14 protein-coding genes are annotated in these 18,627 nt (G+C 35.1%); 10 read left to right on the forward strand and 4 right to left on the reverse strand.

The window, feature by feature from the left end:
* Window positions 1-9: 9 nt before the first annotated feature.
* The gene (gene fabG, locus NBT05_RS15310) at window positions 10-759 is read right to left on the reverse strand and encodes a 3-oxoacyl-[acyl-carrier-protein] reductase (RefSeq protein WP_265770756.1); all 750 of its coding nucleotides are present in this window, start codon (window positions 757-759) and stop codon (window positions 10-12) included.
* A 192-nt stretch (window positions 760-951) separates the two neighbouring features.
* The gene (locus NBT05_RS15315; RefSeq protein WP_265770757.1) at window positions 952-3,936 is read right to left on the reverse strand and encodes a M16 family metallopeptidase; all 2,985 of its coding nucleotides are present in this window, start codon (window positions 3,934-3,936) and stop codon (window positions 952-954) included.
* A gap of 357 nt (window positions 3,937-4,293) precedes the next feature.
* Between NBT05_RS15315 and NBT05_RS15320 the strand changes: the two genes are divergently transcribed.
* The 8 genes from NBT05_RS15320 to NBT05_RS15355 all read left to right on the forward strand — a co-directional run bounded on the left by NBT05_RS15320 (window position 4,294) and on the right by NBT05_RS15355 (window position 11,248).
* The gene (locus NBT05_RS15320; protein ID WP_265770758.1) at window positions 4,294-4,467 is read left to right on the forward strand and encodes a Lacal_2735 family protein; all 174 of its coding nucleotides are present in this window, start codon (window positions 4,294-4,296) and stop codon (window positions 4,465-4,467) included.
* An 86-nt stretch (window positions 4,468-4,553) separates the two neighbouring features.
* On the forward strand, window positions 4,554-5,009 hold the full coding sequence (locus tag NBT05_RS15325) for a CIA30 family protein (RefSeq protein ID WP_265770759.1): 456 nt from the start codon (window positions 4,554-4,556) through the stop codon (window positions 5,007-5,009).
* A gap of 17 nt (window positions 5,010-5,026) precedes the next feature.
* Window positions 5,027-6,034, forward strand: coding sequence for an NADPH-dependent aldehyde reductase Ahr (gene ahr / locus NBT05_RS15330; RefSeq protein WP_265770760.1), 1,008 nt, complete (start codon window positions 5,027-5,029; stop codon window positions 6,032-6,034).
* 27 nt (window positions 6,035-6,061) lie between these two features.
* The gene (locus NBT05_RS15335; protein ID WP_265770761.1) at window positions 6,062-6,667 is read left to right on the forward strand and encodes a DUF6434 domain-containing protein; all 606 of its coding nucleotides are present in this window, start codon (window positions 6,062-6,064) and stop codon (window positions 6,665-6,667) included.
* 161 nt (window positions 6,668-6,828) lie between these two features.
* Window positions 6,829-7,335: a TlpA family protein disulfide reductase gene (locus NBT05_RS15340; RefSeq protein WP_265770762.1), complete on the forward strand. Its 507-nt coding sequence runs from the start codon at window positions 6,829-6,831 to the stop codon at window positions 7,333-7,335.
* Window positions 7,336-7,540: 205 nt separating this feature from the next.
* The gene (locus NBT05_RS15345; protein WP_265770763.1) at window positions 7,541-8,539 is read left to right on the forward strand and encodes a pirin family protein; all 999 of its coding nucleotides are present in this window, start codon (window positions 7,541-7,543) and stop codon (window positions 8,537-8,539) included.
* 125 nt (window positions 8,540-8,664) lie between these two features.
* On the forward strand, window positions 8,665-10,275 hold the full coding sequence (locus NBT05_RS15350) for a transporter substrate-binding domain-containing protein (RefSeq protein ID WP_265770764.1): 1,611 nt from the start codon (window positions 8,665-8,667) through the stop codon (window positions 10,273-10,275).
* Between the two features lie 148 nt (window positions 10,276-10,423).
* Window positions 10,424-11,248: a DUF1853 family protein gene (locus NBT05_RS15355; RefSeq protein ID WP_265770765.1), complete on the forward strand. Its 825-nt coding sequence runs from the start codon at window positions 10,424-10,426 to the stop codon at window positions 11,246-11,248.
* Between the two features lie 298 nt (window positions 11,249-11,546).
* On the opposite strand, the gene NBT05_RS15360 is transcribed toward NBT05_RS15355, so the two are convergent.
* Window positions 11,547-13,010: a magnesium chelatase gene (locus NBT05_RS15360; protein WP_265770766.1), complete on the reverse strand. Its 1,464-nt coding sequence runs from the start codon at window positions 13,008-13,010 to the stop codon at window positions 11,547-11,549.
* A 139-nt stretch (window positions 13,011-13,149) separates the two neighbouring features.
* Window positions 13,150-14,283, reverse strand: a complete 1,134-nt coding sequence (locus tag NBT05_RS15365; protein WP_265770767.1) for a vWA domain-containing protein — start codon at window positions 14,281-14,283, stop codon at window positions 13,150-13,152.
* 353 nt (window positions 14,284-14,636) lie between these two features.
* Here NBT05_RS15365 and NBT05_RS15370 point away from each other — a divergent pair, with 353 nt between their 5' ends.
* Window positions 14,637-14,975, forward strand: a complete 339-nt coding sequence (locus NBT05_RS15370; RefSeq protein ID WP_265770768.1) for a hypothetical protein — start codon at window positions 14,637-14,639, stop codon at window positions 14,973-14,975.
* A 349-nt stretch (window positions 14,976-15,324) separates the two neighbouring features.
* Complete coding sequence (locus NBT05_RS15375; protein WP_265770769.1) at window positions 15,325-18,558, forward strand: WD40/YVTN/BNR-like repeat-containing protein; 3,234 nt, start codon at window positions 15,325-15,327, stop codon at window positions 18,556-18,558.
* Window positions 18,559-18,627 lie beyond the last annotated feature (69 nt).

An 18,627-nucleotide genomic window follows, 5' to 3' on the forward strand; every position in this document is an offset into this window, starting at 1 on the left:
AGAAATAAGTTAGGTAAGCATTCCGCCGTCTACCTGTAATACCTGACCGGTAATATAACCACTTAAATCACTCGCCATAAAAACACAGGCATCTGCGATATCTTGAGGAGTTCCTCCCCGTTTCAAAGGGATGGCTTTTCGCCATTCTTCTACTACTTTATCATCCAGTTTCCCGGTCATTTCTGTTTCAATAAAGCCGGGAGCAATCACGTTACTACGAATGTTCCGGGAACCGAGTTCGAGTGCTACGGATTTAGCAAAACCAATAATTCCTGCTTTTGAAGCTGCATAATTAGCCTGACCCGCGTTTCCTTTAACCCCCACTACGGAACTCATAAAAATAAGACTACCTTTCCTCTGTCGTAGCATGGTTTTTTGTACAGCTTTAGTCATGTTAAAGACACTCTTTAAATTTACCTGGATTACTGCATCAAAATCATCTTCTCCCATTCGCATTAATAGATTGTCTTTAGTGATTCCGGCATTGTTTACTAATACATCAATTTTTCCATCAAAATCCCTAAGTATTTGTGCCACTAATTCCTGAGATTGCTCGTAATCTGCAGCATTACTCTGATACCCTTTTGCATTAACCCCCATTTCTTTTAATTCTTTTTCAAGCGAAATGGCCGCATCGACAGAACTACTATAAGTAAAGGCAATATGAGCACCTTGTTTTGCAAAAGTTGTGGCTATGCCTTTTCCGATACCACGGGTTGCTCCGGTAATGATAGCAGTTTTTCCTTCTAAAAGATTCATTTGTAAACGTAATTATTTTCTAAAGTGAGCCTCAAATATACAGATTACTATAAGGCAAAGCTATAAATTCAAATATTAAAAAGGAAATATCTTATTTTGATTTATACGCTTTATAGATGGTTTTGAATAATAAAATTGCCGAAAAACTTAGGATTACTTAGTCTTCCGGCAACTTATTTATTTACTTTTGATTTACAATTTTACGGCTTCATCACTATTTTCGTAATTAAAGAGGTAGTCAATCTCTAATTCCTGTACTTTACCTATTTTCTGTAATGCTTTTAAATCTACATCTTTTTTATTACCTATAACCAGCATGTTATACTGTTCCCCTTTAATATTTTCTTCAAAGAAACCTTTGAGATCAGACATAGTCATGGATTTGATTTGGTTATAGATTGCTTCTCTGTTATCGTTTGTGATACCTAACCTCTTTAACCTTTCATAATTCCAGAAAATATTAGCCTTGGTGATACGTTGCGCTGCTATCTTTTTTAAAGTGGCCTCTTTAGCTTGTTCAAACTGTTCCTGAGCTTCGGGCATTGTGGTCATTAAATCCATCATCGCATCTACGGCTTCCGGCATTTTATTTGCCTGTGTACCAATATAGGCGTATAAATAATTGCTCTTACCTTTATCTCGAGCCTGAGCATATTGTGAAAAAGCTGAATAGGCTAAAGATTTAGATTCTCTAATCTCCTGAAAAACTATAGAAGAAAGTCCGCTACCAAAATAGGTGTTAAATAATAACGAACCAGCCATCTTCTCCGCATCAAACTCCGAACCTTTAGCAAGTAATAGCATTTCTGCCTGTACCATATCATAATTTACAAAATATACATTACCCCCGGTTTCTTTCTGTTCGTAGATAGTTTGTTCAGGATAATCTTTTAAGTTTTCCGGAATGCTATGGTATTGATCTACTACCTTAATAGCGTTATCAACGTCTTTTCCATAATAAAATAACCGATGCTTATAATTCTTCAAATCTTTAATAGTGTTTACTAATTCCTCCGGGTTTAAATCCTTTAATTCCTGAGCGGTATAGATATTACGTAAGGGTGAGTTCTCGCCATATTTACCGTAGTTAAACAATCCATTCCATAAAATATTACCTTTTTGTGTCTTGCCATCTTCTCTACCCTTTAGGATACTATCTACATAATCTGCATAGGTTTTAGGATCTGCTTTAGCATTTTCTAGTAAATGCTCCAGTAACTTTAAGCCTTTGTCCAGGTTTTCTTCTAATCCGGATAGTTTTATAATAGTCCGGTCAGAGGATGCGGTAACAGAATAGTTAACCCCTAATTTATAGAATTCTTTCTGTAAGTCTTCAGGAGTATACGTATCAGTACCTAGAAAATTTAGATATCCGGTGGCCAGGGAAACCTTTTTGTTGTGATCCTGCCCCATGTCCAGAATAAAATTAAGTTCAAAAAGATCGTTATTTTCATTTTTCACATAAGCAAGAGGTAATCCGGAAGTTGTGTTTGCTTTCGAAATAGCGGTTTGGTAATTTACAAACTTAGGTGATAGTTCCGGAGACTCGATTTGATTAATTTTCGTTAAAAAGATAGATTCCTTATCCCTGTTTAGGTCTACCGGAGTAATACCCGGATTATTTACTTTGATTACAGAAGGGTCTTCGCCTTTTAACTTATGAACCTCAACGTAGTTAGTTCCATATAATGTATTTGCGTATGCTACCACTTCCTGTTTAGTAATCTCTTTCATCTTATCCAAAGTTTGCAAATATTCATCCCAGGGAAGATCGTAGATATAAGCATCCAGGTACGCATAAGCTACAGAAGATGCATTTTCATATTCTTTGATTTTATTTACCTTTAAATCGTTAACTACGGCTTCGATTAACCAATCGTCAAAATTTCCTTTTTTTACTTGTTCCACTTGAGCTAAAAGTAAGTCTCTTACCTCATCCAGACTTTGATTTGCTTTAGGGGTTCCATAAAGTAGGTGAAACCCATATTCTCGATCAAAATTAGTGAATGAAGAGGCATTTTGTACTTTCTGCTTTTGGTTTAGGTTTAAATCGATCAATCCGGCTTTTGAATTTGCCAGAATCATATCGATTAAACTAACCATGATTTCATCTTTAGTACCTTTTCCCGGAGTTCGATATGCCAGATATAAGGATTCTGAAGTAGGTCCAAATATTTCTTTTTTAATAGGTGAAGTGATGGGTTGTTCTTCAGAAAATTCAGGTTGTACCACTTCTTTCTTTTCGTAACTACCAAAAGCTTTATCTACCATTTTTATCGTAGTATCATAATCCAAATCTCCAACTAGAATGACCGCCATATTATTAGGCACATAATAGGTATTAAAATAGTTATGAATTGCCTCCATAGAAGGGTTTTTCAAATGTTCTGATTTACCTATAGTAGTTTGAGTTCCATAAGGGTGAGTAGGATACAAACCTTCCAGAACGGCATAATACTGTTTTCGACCGTCGCTATCCTGTCCGCGATTAAATTCTTCATATACCGCTTCTAATTCCGTATGAAATAAACGAAGTACAAGTTGGCTAAAACGCTCACTTTCTATCTGTAACCACTTATCAAGTTCGTTAGAAGGGATTTTATTTACATAAACTGTCTGCTCCTGAGAGGTAAAAGCATTAGTTCCTTCTGAACCTAAGGAATTAACCAACTTATCATACTCATTAGCAATCGCTAATTTTGAAGCCTCTTTTGAAATTTGGTCAATTTCTTTATAAATGGCTTTTTTTGCAACGGAATCTGAAGTTGCTTTATGCTTTTCATATAAATCGGAAATCTGCTGAATCAGCTTATTCTCTTCTTCAAAATTTTGAGTACCCATTTCATCCGTACCTTTAAAGACCATATGTTCCAGGTAGTGTGCTAGACCGGTATTATCAGCGGGATCATAGGTAGATCCGGCTTTTACCGCAATTAAAGTTTGGATTTTAGGTTCTTCCTGATTCTGTCCCAGGTACACCTTTAAACCGTTGTCCAATGTATACAACCTTAGACCCGTAGGATCGTTGGCAACTTCTTGATAGGCATATCCATTGCTATCCTTTTCATTTTTAATAGCATATTCTTTTTCTACACTGGCTATTTGATCAGATTCCTTTTTACAGGAAAAGAAAAAAACCACGCAGAGCATGTAAATTAGATAAATTTGATTTTTCATTTTGTAAGTAGCTTAGTTTATCGTTAAAGATATCTTATGAGACACTTTTTAGTCAATAATGTTACTCTTTTTAATATTTATTTAACAGGGAATAACTATAATAAAAATTGATAACTGAAAAAAGTGGTATGGATGCAACCTTTATTCTTTAGCTATATGTTGTTTTAATCTATTCTAATCTCAAAATCAAATTACTGATTAACCCTAGCCCTTTCTTTATAAATATTAATCGATAATTGGCTAATAGAACGTGATACCTCATCATATTGCATAAAAGGATTCTAAATAAGAAGCTTTTATGATAAATTTGATAATTGTATATCATCGTAACTTGTAATTTTAAATAAAAACTAAGATATGTTGGGATTATTTAAAAAAAGATCGGAAAAGGAAATTTTAGAGAAAAAATATCAAAAGTTGATGAAAGAGTCTTATGAACTTTCTCACCGTAACCGTAAGGCCAGCGATACTAAATTAGCAGAAGCAGAGGCGCTTATGAATCAAATTGAGCAATTAAAGGTTACTTCTTGAAGATAGCTTTTAGTGTTTTATACATTATTTTGTTTCAGGTTTATCCAACCACTATGACTATTTTTGACTTCACCAAAAACCCTACTATGAAGCAATGGAAAGTAGTTGACGATGTAGTTATGGGAGGTAAGTCAGCCGGTTCTTTTCAGTTAGACCCAAAAGGTTTTGGTGTTTTTTCCGGTACAATTTCATTAGAAAATAACGGTGGATTCTCTTCGGTTCGCTATGATTTTCCTTCAAAAGAAATTAAAAATTTTACATATATCTCATTGAGGGTTCGCGGAAAACCCAGTCGTTATCAATTACGATTAAAAACGAATACAGAAGACCGACACGCCTATATTCACTATTTTGAAATTGATGAGAATTGGAAAACCGTACTTCTTAAGATTTCTGATTTTTACCCTACCTTCAGAGGTAAAAGATTGGATATGCCTAACTTCTCAGAGGCAACTCTGGAACAGGTAGCTTTTCTACTTGCCAATAAAAAACAAGAATCATTTAGATTGGAAATTAAAAATATACATCTAGGTTCTTACTAATATAGAAATAACACCATATGAAAGTAATTAATGCATTTGCCGCGCAAAAAGCTGGCGGTTTACTAACTCCGTATTCTTATAAAATACCCGAAATCAATTATGATGAAGTTGATATTAAAATTCATTATTGTGGTATATGCCATTCGGACCTAAGTGTAATTAGTAATGACTGGGGAAACGCTCAATATCCTTTAGTTCCCGGGCATGAAATTGTAGGAGAAGTTGAAGAAGTGGGCAATCAGGTCAAACATCTTAAAAAAGGTGACCTTGTAGGTTTAGGTTGGTTCTCAGAATCATGTATGCACTGCAATCAATGCCTGAACGGAAGTCATAACCTATGTCCTAATCGAAAAGAAACGATTATCGGGCGTCACGGAGGCTTTGCAGATAAAGTTCGCTGTCACTGGTCTTGGGCTACTCCTTTACCAAAAGGGATTGATATGAAAAAAGCAGGGCCTCTTCTATGTGGTGGTATTACTGTTTTTAACCCAATTCTAATGGCAGGAGTAAAACCTACAGATACCGTAGGGGTTATTGGTATTGGTGGATTGGGACATATGGCTTTACAGTTTCTAAACAAATGGGGGTGTAAAGTAGTGGCTTTTACCTCCAGCATGGACAAAAAAGAACAAATTCTTAAAATGGGAGCACATGAGGTAATTAATTCAAAGGATTTATCTACTATGGAACCAATTACCGGCAGACTGGACTTTATTTTAAATACAACTAATGTATCACTCCCTTGGGATGAATACTTAAATGCACTAGCACCACAAGGCACCTTACATACCGTGGGTGCTGTATTAGAACCTATGCAAATACCGGCATTTGGGTTGATCGGTGGTGAAAAAACACTTTCCGGAAGCCCTTTGGGAAGTCCGGCACTTACCCGAACCATGTTGGACTTTTGCATTCGGCATGATATTTACCCAATCGTTGAGGAATATCCTATGGATCAGGTCAACGACGCAATACAACACTTGAAAGAGGGTAAAGCTCGATATCGGATCGTTTTAAAAGCGTAATTTTTATATTACAAGAATGTAATAATAATGAAAAGGCCTGATTTTGAAACTATTGCTTCCGGAGAAGAATTCAATAAATGGTATTGGTTAAAAGATGAAATGATGGCAATCTGTAAAAAATCAGGGCTTTCTTCTACGGGTTCCAAATTTAAATTACGTGACAGGATCATGTACGCTTTGGATCATAACGGAAAACAACTTCCCAAATCCAAAGTTAAAAAGAAAACTTCTTCTTTTAACTGGTCGAAGGAAACTCTTACCCTAGAAACCATTATTACTGATTCCATTTCTTTTGGTCCTAATTTTAGAAATTTTATGAAAGGTCATATTGGCAATTCTTTTTCTTGTCATGGGGATTTTATGGATTGGGTAAAGAGCAATACCGGAAAGAAGTTAGAAGATGCCATAAAACAATGGAAACTTCTTGAAGATAGAAAAAATGACCCCGCGTTTAAAAGAGAAATTGCAGATCACAACATGTATAATCAATATCTTCGTGATTTTGCAAAGGCAAACCCTAAGGCTTCGTTGCATCAAGCTATAACCTGTTGGTTGTTAAAAAAGCAATTACCTACAAAAAATGGTTTTGTAAAATATGAAGATACAGATCTAAACTTAGGGAAATTCACATAGAATTGCTGCAATCTATCCTATTTTTTTATTTCTTTTCTCATTTTGTTTTTTGATAAAAATATCCGCTATTTTTCTATTAAAAGTTATATTTACATCTGTCATGATTGGTATGAAGAAGTAATCCTAATTTTGATAAGTAACCTTATAATTCTTAAAAAACTATGAAAAAATTTGTGCATCTTTTTCTTTTATTTCCTCTTTTGTGTAATACGATCATTGCACAATCGGAATCTTTACCTGATGTAGAAGTTACCTCGGTTGACGGTACTAAAATTAAACTACAAAAGGTTATTGATAAATTAACAATATTAGATTTTTGGGCTACCTGGTGTACCCCTTGTATTGCAGAAAACCCTTATCTAGATAAAATATCTGATCAGTATAAAGGTAAAATAAATATTCTGTCCATATCCATCGATGAAAATGTGGATAAATGGAAAGCATTTTTGACTAAAACTAATAAAACTAGAAATCAGTTTTGGGTAGAGGCAAATAATGAATTGCAGGATGTCATTACTGAAAAGAAAACCAATATTAGAGGTGAAGCTTATACAGAGCTGTATATTCCAAGATTTTTCTTAATTGATAAGAATTTTAATGTTTTATCAAGAGAACTTCCCCCTCCTTCTACCGGACAATTGCAAAAAGTATTGGATTCTTATCTATAGCTATTCTAATAACTACCTTAGTTGTAAATTTCACTTGTATTTACACTTTATGAACTATACTGATTTTTGGATAAAAGTTCTATCAGGTTTACAAACAGAAAAAATTAGAGAAAAAGTTTTAGGTGAAAATGAGCAAAGCATATGAAAAGAAATTTCCGAGAAACGGTTGATTGTAAAGTTAACTAAGATTTATCTAAATAAAACTATGGACAAAACCATCACTATTGAACCACTAGGCTTCCCTTGGAAAACCAGCGATCCTTTTTTATTTTGTGCTTTTCATCATGACAATTATCCTAAAGGAAACGGGCAATTTGGACCTTCAGATACTTTGCAGGGCAGGAACCTGAGGCAGGATTTTTCAGGAAAAGATGGTTGGAGTATGTATCATGGTACTAAGGTTCCTGGATTTCCAGCCCATCCGCATTGTGGTTTTGAAACCATTACTATAGCTGAAAAAGGAATGGTCGATCATTCGGATTCTTTAGGTGCCGCCGGAAGGTTCGGAAACGGTGATGTACAATGGATGACTGCCGGAAAAGGGGTACAGCATTCGGAAATGTTTCCGTTAGTTGAAGATACTAAAGAAAATGAACTTCTACTATTCCAAATTTGGCTTAATTTACCTAAAAACAAAAAGAAAGTTCCGCCATTTTTTAAAATGTTATGGAAAGAAGACATTCCTGCGATTTATCTAGAAAATAACACTGAAATTAAATTAATTGCCGGAAGTTATAAAAATAAAACGGCTTTATCTCCTGCCCCTGAATCCTGGGCCAGTCAAACAGGTAGTGAAGTTGCCATCTGGATTATTAAATCAGCACCACATAGTTCATTTACGCTACCTAAAGTTAATGAAGGTACCAATCGATCCCTTTATTTTTACAAAGGAGAAAAAGTGGAAATAGCAAAAACTTCAGTAAATGTAAACCTTAGGGTACATATACATTCTTATGACGAAATAACAATAAAAAATACCGGAGGTGAAGCACACTTTTTACTGTTGCAAGGAAAACCTTTGGAAGAACCTGTAGTACAACAAGGACCCTTTGTTTCAAATTCCAAAGAAGGAATTATAGAAGCAATCCGGGATTTTCAGGCTACCGAATACGGAGGTTGGCCCTGGCCAAATAAAGATCAGGTTCACGATAAAAGTAAGGGGCGATTCGCACTATATCCAAACGGGGAGAAAACGTATAAGTAACTCAATGTTTTTCGGACAAGAGCTAAGATTGAAAGTTATAATATTAAATATTTAGCATTTATTGTACTATATTTAGAAATAAACCTTTCTAAATAGCCTTTATGATCAAAAAAATGTATCTTTTTTTGATAATACCTTTATTTGTCTATAGTATCAGCTCTTGTACTCGGGAACTAAACTTAACAAAAGAAGAAAAAGCATATTTAAAAGCTACCGATAGTATAAAAGTAGGACTCTATCCTTATTATCCTCCCTATCAGTTTATCAACGAACAAGGTAAGATTGATGGAATTTTTGTAGATTACCTAAAACTGATTGAGAATAAACTAGGATATACCTTTAAAAAAGTCCATTATATGGACTGGTCTGAGTTAATTCAAGATACCCGTACCGGACAACTTGATGTAATCCTGGAAATACAAAGTACCAAGGAAAAAGAAAACTACCTCACCTTCTTCCCTCCTATTTTTAGTTCAGAACACGTTTTGGTAACCCATAAAGATAAAAAGGAAAAATTTTTAAAAAATTACTTAGATAAAAAATTTATTTTACCAAAAGAATACGCATCTACCGAGATCTTATTACAGAAATATCCAAAATTATCTATTACTACGGTAAGCAATGACTTAAAATGCCTGGAACTATTAAATGAGGGTACATATGATGCTTATATTGGTCCAAAGGCTTTGGTTTACTACTTACTAACCAATAAAAAGCTAACAAATCTGAGAATACGTTCCCGGGTCAATTTAAAATACGAACCAGGTATAGCGACGTCTAAAAGAGATCCAAAAATTAAAGAAATTCTAGAAAAAGTCATTAATTCTATCTCTAGAGAAGAAAGGGATGAAGTTATGAATAATTGGCTATTTACCTCAGTTCTTCCGTTATACGAACAACCTAAATTTTGGTTATATCTATCATTGCTTAGTATACTGGTGCTAAGTCTTATTGCTGCAACAAATCGATATCTTAAATATCAAATTCGAAAAAATGTAAAAGAATTACGTATTGCAAAGGAAAAAGCAGAACAAAGTGATCGCTTAAAAAGTAATTTCATTCAAAATATTTCTCATGAAATACGGACTCCTATGAATAGTATTATTGGGTTTTCAGAATTATTATCTGATGAAAATATTAAAAAAGAAGAAATTAATTTATACACCAGTACCATTATTAAAAACGGAGAGAATTTAATATCGATTATAGATAGTATAATTGAAATTTCAAAACTCCAATCTAAAAGTGAAACTGTCCGTCCGGTGGCGACAAGTTTAAGAGAAATTATTGATGAGATTGAAGGCTTGTATCGAACTAAAATTGAGGCTAAGGAGGTAGATTTTATCATAAATTGTAATCCTGATAAGGAATTAATTCCAATTGTTATTGACAAAATAAAGGTGCATATTATCTTGTGCAAACTATTGGATAATGCTTATAAATTTACGGATAAAGGTTTTATTAAGGTAATAGCTGTACTTGCTGATAAAAGCATTACTATGATAATTAAGGATACCGGTATTGGTATTTCAAATGAATATATTGAACTTATTTTTAATGATTTTGAACGACTGGAAAAAGATATTTCTCAAAATTTAGGAGGATTGGGATTGGGATTAGCTATTGCACGAATGAATACGCTGCTAATCGGAGGTACGCTAACAGTTCAAAGTAATTTGGATATTGGTTCAACCTTTACGCTAACTTTTCCTTATAAGCCCATTACTAATAAGTAAACTTAGTATAATTAAATATACAGTAGTTTTATCCGTATGATAGTTTTTGTTCTTTAATGTACTGCTACGGAATGCGCACATTTTTATATGGTTTTCCGGTAAAGAGATTAAAGCCTAATCTTTACTTTTAAAAGATTTTCAAAATTACATGTCCTTATTAAAACAGTATCTTGGATTTCTTCAAAGTCATATACTTTGGAAAAATTCCAAACTTTTTGGGTTAATTGCTTTTGACCCTAAATTAAGCATTGATAAATTAGATAATATCGTCCATGTGGAAATTCCTAATTTTGAAGTATTAGGGAAACGGATAGAGTCCTTCTTTGCGGATTACCTGGAGCACTCAAATGATTTTGATATTCTTGCAAAAAACATTCAAATATTTTCAGGTACCACGACCATAGGAGAAATTGATTTTTTGTTGAAGGAAAGAATGACTGGACAGCGTATACATGTAGAGTTAGTATATAAATTTTACCTTTATAATCCTGCTCTTAGCAACGATCAATTAAAATGTTGGGTTGGTCCAAATAAAAGGGATCATCTCCTAAAGAAAATCAAGAAAATTACCGAAAAACAACTACCGCTTTTATATACGGAAGAAGCAATTTTTAAATTAAAAACCGAATACGACTTGTTAGTTGATGGCTTCGATCAGCAAGTTTGTTATTTTGCTAACCTTTTTTTACCCTTGTCAGTCAGTAAAGAAGAGCTCAAATATATTAACCCGGATTGTATTGAAGGTTTTTGGATTCGGAAAATAGATTTTACGGTAGCAAATTTTGGTAAGAATCAATATAAAATTCCGGATAAAGCAGATTGGATTATTGCTCCGGCTAGCAATCCGGATTGGCAAAGTTTTGAAAAAGTACTTTCACAAATAGACACCTATTTGCTCAATGAATATGCACCACTTATTTGGCTAAAAACACCGGACGGGGAATTCCAAAAATTTTTTATAGTATGGTGGTAATCTAAGATAAAGAACAAATAGTTTAATGTTAAAACCATTAATGTCCGGAAAAGATCCAAGATCGCTATCGCTTCTAGAATCAAGAATCAAGACTAAGTATTATAATAACCAGTGGTGCTTTTAAATAATAATTATTGTAAAATACGTCCGTTCGAGTCAAGGGATTTTCTATTGAAAATCATATCGAAAACATGAAATGTTTATGATAAGAAATAACTAGAGAATGAACTATTAAAAAACACTAAACAGTTCATTTTCCAATTATTTCATCATATCATTCTAATTAGTTATTACAAGCCTAAAGTCCTGAAATATAGCTACCATAGATATCTTTAAACCGAAAACCTTCTGTAAGACGGTACTTGCTTAACTTTTTAAATTCTACCAATCCCCAAAGCAGAAATTCCTTTAAGAAAAATACATCCCCAGCTGGAATGTCGTTTTGATACTTTTTAATCAAATCGTCCAGCGGTTTGATAGCATTCAATTGCTTTTTGTATTCTTCATCACTAATATCGTCTAGTAATTCAAAATTACTTTCCTCAAAAAACCAGTCAATTACCTCCTGATAGGGACTTCGTTCATTTTCCTTTTCTAATTTTTCAATTTTCGGAAAATATTGAGGGAACAAACTTTTAATCGCATCCGTTATTAACGATTGTGCTACAAAGTCAGCTCCTTCCTGTTCTCCTTCATAAACCAATTCTACCTTACCTGTAATTGCCGGTACAATACCCATAAAATCGCTAACTCTTATTGTAGTATTTTCATCTCCGTTCATTAAAGATCGATATTCTGCCGTACTCAAGAGATTTTGAAATGCCGTAATACTCATTCTGGCACTAATACCACTTTTATGATCTATAAATTCACTATCACGTGCTTCAAAACTGATTTGTTCTAGTAAATCTCTAGCCAATTCCGGAACGTAAATCTTATCACTCTGTCGGGTATCCAGATTAGCCTCTTGTGAAGTAATGGTTTTGGCAATTTCTATAGTTTCCGGATAATGTGTTAAGATTTGTGACCCGATTCGGTCTTTTAACGGAGTAACGATACTTCCTCTATTGGTATAATCTTCAGGATTTGCCGTAAACACAAATTGAATGTCCAGAGGTAAACGCAATTTAAATCCCCTGATCTGTATATCACCTTCCTGTAGAATATTAAATAAAGCTACCTGAATCCTGGCTTGTAGATCCGGAAGTTCATTGATCACAAAAATGCAACGGTTCGCCCGGGGGATCATTCCGAAATGAATCACCCGGTCATCTGCATAACTTAACTTTAAGTTAGCTGCTTTAATAGGATCCACATCTCCAATAATATCCGCTACGGTTACATCTGGCGTTGCCAGTTTTTCAGCAAAGCGGTCTTCTCTGTGTAGCCAAGTAATAGGGGTTTGATCTCCTTTTTCTTTGATCAGATTAGTTGCAAACCTGGACATAGGTTGCATTGGGTCGTCATTTATTTCGGAACCTGCAACCACCGGGATGTACTCATCAAGTAGCGTTACCATTTGACGTGCCAATCGGGTTTTTGCCTGTCCGCGTAATCCTAATAAATTGATATTATGGCGGGATAAGATGGCTCTTTCTAATTCAGGGATTACCGTGTTTTCATACCCATGAATTCCGGTAAAAGTAACATCCCCATTCTGAATTTTAGTTCTTAAATTATCCCTTAATTCATCCTTAATTGATTTGGATTGGTACCCGGAAGATTTTAATGCCCCCAGGGTTTTTATATGTTCAATATTCATTCTTTAGTATTCAATTTTAGTTTGTTAATATATTTGTCAAACAATATAATCACGTGTAGTAAAAGCTTTACGACTGTATAGACATAAACTTACTAATGAAATTTTAAACGGAGTGCTATACTAGCAAAATCTTAGAAATTTATCCTTTAATTCTCTTTTTACGATTACTTTCGTAATCTTCAAAAATCATTTCACCCAAGCCTTTTAGTCCGGTATAAAAAGCCTTGCCTTGATTAGCTTGCGTAAACTTACGAACAAATTGCATCAAGTACGGGTCTTGTGCAATCATAAATGTAGTAATAGGTATATGTAGTTTTCTGGCTTGTTGCGCCATCATATAACATTTACCTACAATATGCTGATCCAGCCCGTTACTATTTTTGTAATACTGCCCGTCTGATAATTTTAAACAACTCGGTTTTCCGTCAGTAATCATAAATATTTGCTTGTTCGTATTACGTTTACGTCGTAGCATGTCCATGGCCAACTGAAGCCCTGCCACCGTATTCGTATGATAGGGACCAACTTGTAAATAAGGTAAATCTTTAATCGCAATCGGCCAGGCATCATTACCGAACACTAATATATCCAAAGTATCTTTTGGGTAACGAGTAGTGATGAGTTCTGCTAAGGCCATAGCCACTTTTTTTGCCGGGGTTATCCGATCTTCACCGTACAGGATCATACTATGACTAATATCTATCATGAGCACCGTACTCATTTGTGCTTTGTACTGAGTTTCTTCTACAACTAGATCATCTTCGGTAAGGTTAAAGTCAGCCATTCCATGATTGATCTGCGCGTTTCGTAAACTTTCGGTCATAGAAATTCGCTCTAAAGCATCACCGTACTGGTAATTACGAAACTCTCCGGCATGCTCATCACCCTGTCCGGTATATTTAGTTTTATGATTTCCTGAACCGCTTCGTTTTAATCTACCAAAAATCTGATCCAATGCACGTTGGCGTATGGCCCTTTCTGTTTTAGCAGTAATCGCCATACCCCCTCCTTTACCATCCGGTTTAATTTCTTCTCGGATGTATCCTTTCTTCTTTAAATCTTCAATAAAATCATCCATGGTATACTCATCCGTAGTCAACTTATATTCTTTGTCTAACTGATCTAACCAATCTAGTGCTTCATCCAGGTCACCAGAAGTATGTGTTATAATTTCCTGAAAAATATCAAAAAGCTTATCAAAAGGAGATTGTTCAGGGGCGGTGTACTGTTTAAAGGTGAATCCTTTTTTAAATACATTCTTATTCTTTTCCATACCTTAAAGTTACTATAAAATCAAGTAGATTCCCAGTATTTACAGTAGTCGAAATAAAAATTAACAAAATTTAAGAAACTAGCATTTTTTACGGATTAGTCTTTGTCTTTTAAAATCATACTATAAGGATTATATCATACTTTTATTTCCCATCGAGCTTCCTTATCATCCTTAATAGTATGCAGTCATTAAATAGTTGATAATCTATAAGTTTTATAACACTCTAACCACAATATCAACAAGGGTTTTTATCCTAAATTGCAAATTTGATAATAATCATATTTATTACGGCATTCCCTTATTTTTTCGTATTTTTACCTTACTTATTTATTAACACATATTATACTTTACGAATGCTAAAAAAACTACTCTTTATCCTGTTTCTAACAGGATCCTCTCTAATCTCACACGCTTCAATTAATAAGGAATTATCATTAGACCTTATTACATTTATAAATGATAGAAAATTAAGCGAAGAAGAGGTGCAGGAACGTGGTCTGGACGTATTGGTTGCTAAACTTCTGGAAACTGCAAATCAGGAGGTGCTCAAAAAAATGGCACGTTCCTCTATTTTTGAAACCAATTACGGTTTTCGATGGAAAATGATCAATACGATTTCCGGCGAGATTGTAATCATAAAGGTAGATAAAGATTTTAAACTTATTGAATTAAAAAGTAAAGGCTTGTACTAAGCCTTACTTTATTTAATTATTTGTGTTCCTTTTAAAATAAGTAATAGTTCATTAAAGTATAGAAAAATAAGGTGATTTCAGACTCTAAAGTATTTGGAGGTTACTTTTTTAAAAATAATTTGCTGTTTACGGTGAATGATTATTATCATATTGATATTCAATATGATAATAATTGATCTTGATTTTTGGTTTTTAAAGCGATAGCGACCTGCCCGTCCGCAGGCGGGTCTTAAATCTTTACCGGACACAAATATCATTCAATTATAGCTTCTTGTTTTTTAACATTGCTCTAAGGTTTTGGCCTAATATCTTTAATATATTTAGCCTTTTCTAATAAGTACGTATTTCTATGAAAAGGGCTTTTTTAATTCTATGCTTTTGTATAAGCTATTCTATATTTTCCCAGGGTATTACCGATAGTATTTTTAAAGAAATTAAACCTCGTAATATTGGTCCGGGAGGAATGAGTGGCCGGGTAACTAGCATTGCTGTAGTTAATAAGAATCCGGATATTATGTATGCCGGGACTGCCTCCGGTGGCTTATGGAAATCTACTTCGGGTGGTATTAAATGGAAACCTATTTTTGAAAATGAAGCTACTGCCTCTATTGGCGCGGTTGCCATCCAACAGAGCAACCCATCCGTTATCTGGGCTGGCACTGGTGAAGGCAATCCCCGAAATAGCCTGAATGGCGGTTATGGTATCTATAAATCCCTGGATGCCGGTAGAACCTGGCAATTGATGGGACTTGAAAAAACCCGACATATTCACCGGGTAATCATTGATCCAACTAATCCTGATATTGTATATGTTGCTGCAATTGGTTCCCCCTGGGGAGAACATCCGGAACGTGGCGTTTTTAAAACTACAGATGGTGGGTTGACCTGGAACAAAATACTTTTTGCAAATAATAAAACCGGAGCGGCAGACTTGGTGATCGATCCTTCAAACCCGAATAAATTGATTGCAACCCTTTGGGAGCATAAACGAGAACCCTGGTTTTTTAAGTCAGGTGGTGAAGGCTCCGGATTATTTATAACCTATGATGGTGGAAAAACCTGGAAAGAAAAAACAAAGAAAGATGGTTTGCCAGAGGGGGAATTAGGTCGTATAGGTATTGCTATTGCACGTAATAAACCTGATATTGTTTATGCGCTGATTGAAGCCAAAAAAAATGCACTTTATAAATCTACAGATGGTGGTTTCAGTTGGAAAAAAATAAATGATAAAAATGATATTGGAAACCGCCCATTCTATTATTCTGAAATCTACGTAGACCCACAAAATGAAAACCGGGTATATTCTATTTTTACATACGTGAATGTTTCAGAAGATGGGGGTCAAAATTTTAAGCAATTAATGCCTGCGTACGGAGTAGATAACGGGGTACATCCGGATCATCACGCCTGGTGGATTCACCCGGAAAATGGTGATTTTATGATTGACGGTAATGATGGAGGTCTTAATATCACCAAAGATGGCGGACAGACCTGGCGTTTTATTGGTAATCTACCGGTGGCACAATTTTATCATATTAATGTAGATAATGAGTTTCCATATAACGTATACGGAGGTATGCAGGACAATGGTAGTTGGCGTGGACCTGCTTACGTCTGGAAAGATCAGGGCATCCGAAACAGCTACTGGCAGGAAATATCTTTTGGAGATGGATTTGATGTAGTTCCCGATAAAGAAGACTCCCGTTACGGATGGTCTATGAGTCAGCAGGGATATGTAAGTCGATACGACTGGATGACCGGTAATAATTATACCGTACGCCCTACACATCCTGATCCGGATGTTGAATTGCGATTTAACTGGAACGCAGCAATTAACATAGATCCGTTCGATAGTAAAACGCTTTATTTTGGGAGTCAGTTTGTACATAAAAGTACGGATAAAGGAAATACCTGGACTATTATCTCATCTGATCTTACCACAAATGATCTGGAAAAGCAGAAACAAGGAGAAAGTGGAGGGCTTACCATGGATGCCACCGGAGCAGAAAATTATACAACCATATTAGTAATCGAACCTTCACCTTTACAACAAGACTTACTTTGGGTAGGAACCGATGACGGCAAAATCCATATTACCCAAAACGGAGGTGCTGATTGGACAGATGTATCCGAAAACTTAAAAGATTTACCAAAAGGTAGCTGGATTGTACAGATTAAGGCTTCTAATAAAAATAAATCCGAAGCTTTACTGGTGGCAAATGATTATCGTCGCTTTAATTACCAACCTTATGTATACCGAACTACGGACTACGGAAAATCATGGAAACGTATCGTAGATAATGCTGATGTACAAAGTTATGCTTTAAGTATCGTAGAAGACCCCAAAGAGAAAAAACTCCTTTTTTTAGGGACGGATGATGGCCTATATGTTTCTTTTACTGCCGGAGAAAGCTGGCAAAAATGGACGAACGGTTTTCCCACGGTACCAGTCAAGGATTTAGTTATTCATCCAAGGGAAGATGACCTTGTGATCGGTACATTTGGTAGAGCAGCCTGGGTATTAGATAATATCAAGCCACTTCGGGCACTGGCAAAAAATCAGGGAATTCTTAAGAAGAAAATACACGCTTTTCCTACTACTACGGCTTATCAGGCAGCCTATCAGCAACCTTCCGGAAGCCGTTTTGGGGCAGATGCTATTTTTAACGCAAAAAACCGTCCGTACGGCGCCAGTTTATCTTATTATGTAATTCCTCAGAAAAAAGACAAAAAAAGTGAGGAAGATAATGAAAATGAAGATGATAATGCTACTGAAGAGAATGAAGAAAAGGTTGATGAAAGCGGAACGCCCAAGGTAAAATGGGACTCTATATATGTAAAAGTATATAAAGAGAATTCTTTACTACGAACCTTAAAACATAAAACACCGGACTCTACGGGAATCTATAAAATCTATTGGAACCTGGACGAAAAAGGGCCCGAGCGTCCGTCACGAACTTTATCCAAAAAGAAAAATAAGACCGAGCCTAGTGGTACGGATGTAATACCCGGAACCTATAAGGTTGTTTTTGAATATGGTAATCAGAAAGATAGTACCACAGTTACCGTTAAAAGTGACCCCAGGTTAAAAATCTCCGAACAAAACATACAAGAAGTGTATACGGCATCAAAACAGGTAGAAGAATTGATTCAAACCGCAGCTACTGCGGTAAAACAGCTGGTAGAAAGTAAAACTATAGTATCGCGGTATCAGAAGGACCTTAAAGAACTGGATAAGAAAAAATATAAAAGCGCTATCGATTCCTCAAAAGCAGTAACTAAGAAAATAGATAGCTTAGTTGCTTTTTATATTGGTAAAGAAGATAAAAGACAAGGAATTACACGTACTCCGGAAGTTACTATAATGCAACGACTGAGTACTGCCAACTGGTACGTAAGTAGCAGACAAAATGGTTTGACGGCAACGGAACGTACCTTAATTAAACATGCAAAAAATGACCTTACGGAAGCTTTACAAAAAACCAATTCGTTCTATACTTCAGATTGGGAAAGTTACGAAGCACAGATCAAAGCCTTAAACCTATCACCCTTTAAAAAACCGGAATTGTTTAGCACGGAGTAACATACTATATAAGTTTACTTTATTTATAATGATCAGGTTTTTTGATGAATCTGAGGGCATATTGCATTA

This window comes from Aquimarina sp. ERC-38 (assembly GCF_026222555.1).
Classification (GTDB): Bacteria; Bacteroidota; Bacteroidia; order Flavobacteriales; family Flavobacteriaceae; genus Aquimarina.

Coding starts and splice junctions, on each gene's coding strand:
- fabG (WP_265770756.1), bottom strand. CDS start 759: ATGAATCTTTTAGAAGGAAAAACTGCTATCATTACCGGAGCAACCCGT.
- NBT05_RS15315 (WP_265770757.1), bottom strand. CDS start 3,936: ATGAAAAATCAAATTTATCTAATTTACATGCTCTGCGTGGTTTTTTTC.
- NBT05_RS15320 (WP_265770758.1), top strand. CDS start 4,294: ATGTTGGGATTATTTAAAAAAAGATCGGAAAAGGAAATTTTAGAGAAA.
- NBT05_RS15325 (WP_265770759.1), top strand. CDS start 4,554: ATGAAGCAATGGAAAGTAGTTGACGATGTAGTTATGGGAGGTAAGTCA.
- ahr (WP_265770760.1), top strand. CDS start 5,027: ATGAAAGTAATTAATGCATTTGCCGCGCAAAAAGCTGGCGGTTTACTA.
- NBT05_RS15335 (WP_265770761.1), top strand. CDS start 6,062: ATGAAAAGGCCTGATTTTGAAACTATTGCTTCCGGAGAAGAATTCAAT.
- NBT05_RS15340 (WP_265770762.1), top strand. CDS start 6,829: ATGAAAAAATTTGTGCATCTTTTTCTTTTATTTCCTCTTTTGTGTAAT.
- NBT05_RS15345 (WP_265770763.1), top strand. CDS start 7,541: ATGGACAAAACCATCACTATTGAACCACTAGGCTTCCCTTGGAAAACC.
- NBT05_RS15355 (WP_265770765.1), top strand. CDS start 10,424: ATGTCCTTATTAAAACAGTATCTTGGATTTCTTCAAAGTCATATACTT.
- NBT05_RS15360 (WP_265770766.1), bottom strand. CDS start 13,010: ATGAATATTGAACATATAAAAACCCTGGGGGCATTAAAATCTTCCGGG.
- NBT05_RS15365 (WP_265770767.1), bottom strand. CDS start 14,283: ATGGAAAAGAATAAGAATGTATTTAAAAAAGGATTCACCTTTAAACAG.
- NBT05_RS15370 (WP_265770768.1), top strand. CDS start 14,637: ATGCTAAAAAAACTACTCTTTATCCTGTTTCTAACAGGATCCTCTCTA.
- NBT05_RS15375 (WP_265770769.1), top strand. CDS start 15,325: ATGAAAAGGGCTTTTTTAATTCTATGCTTTTGTATAAGCTATTCTATA.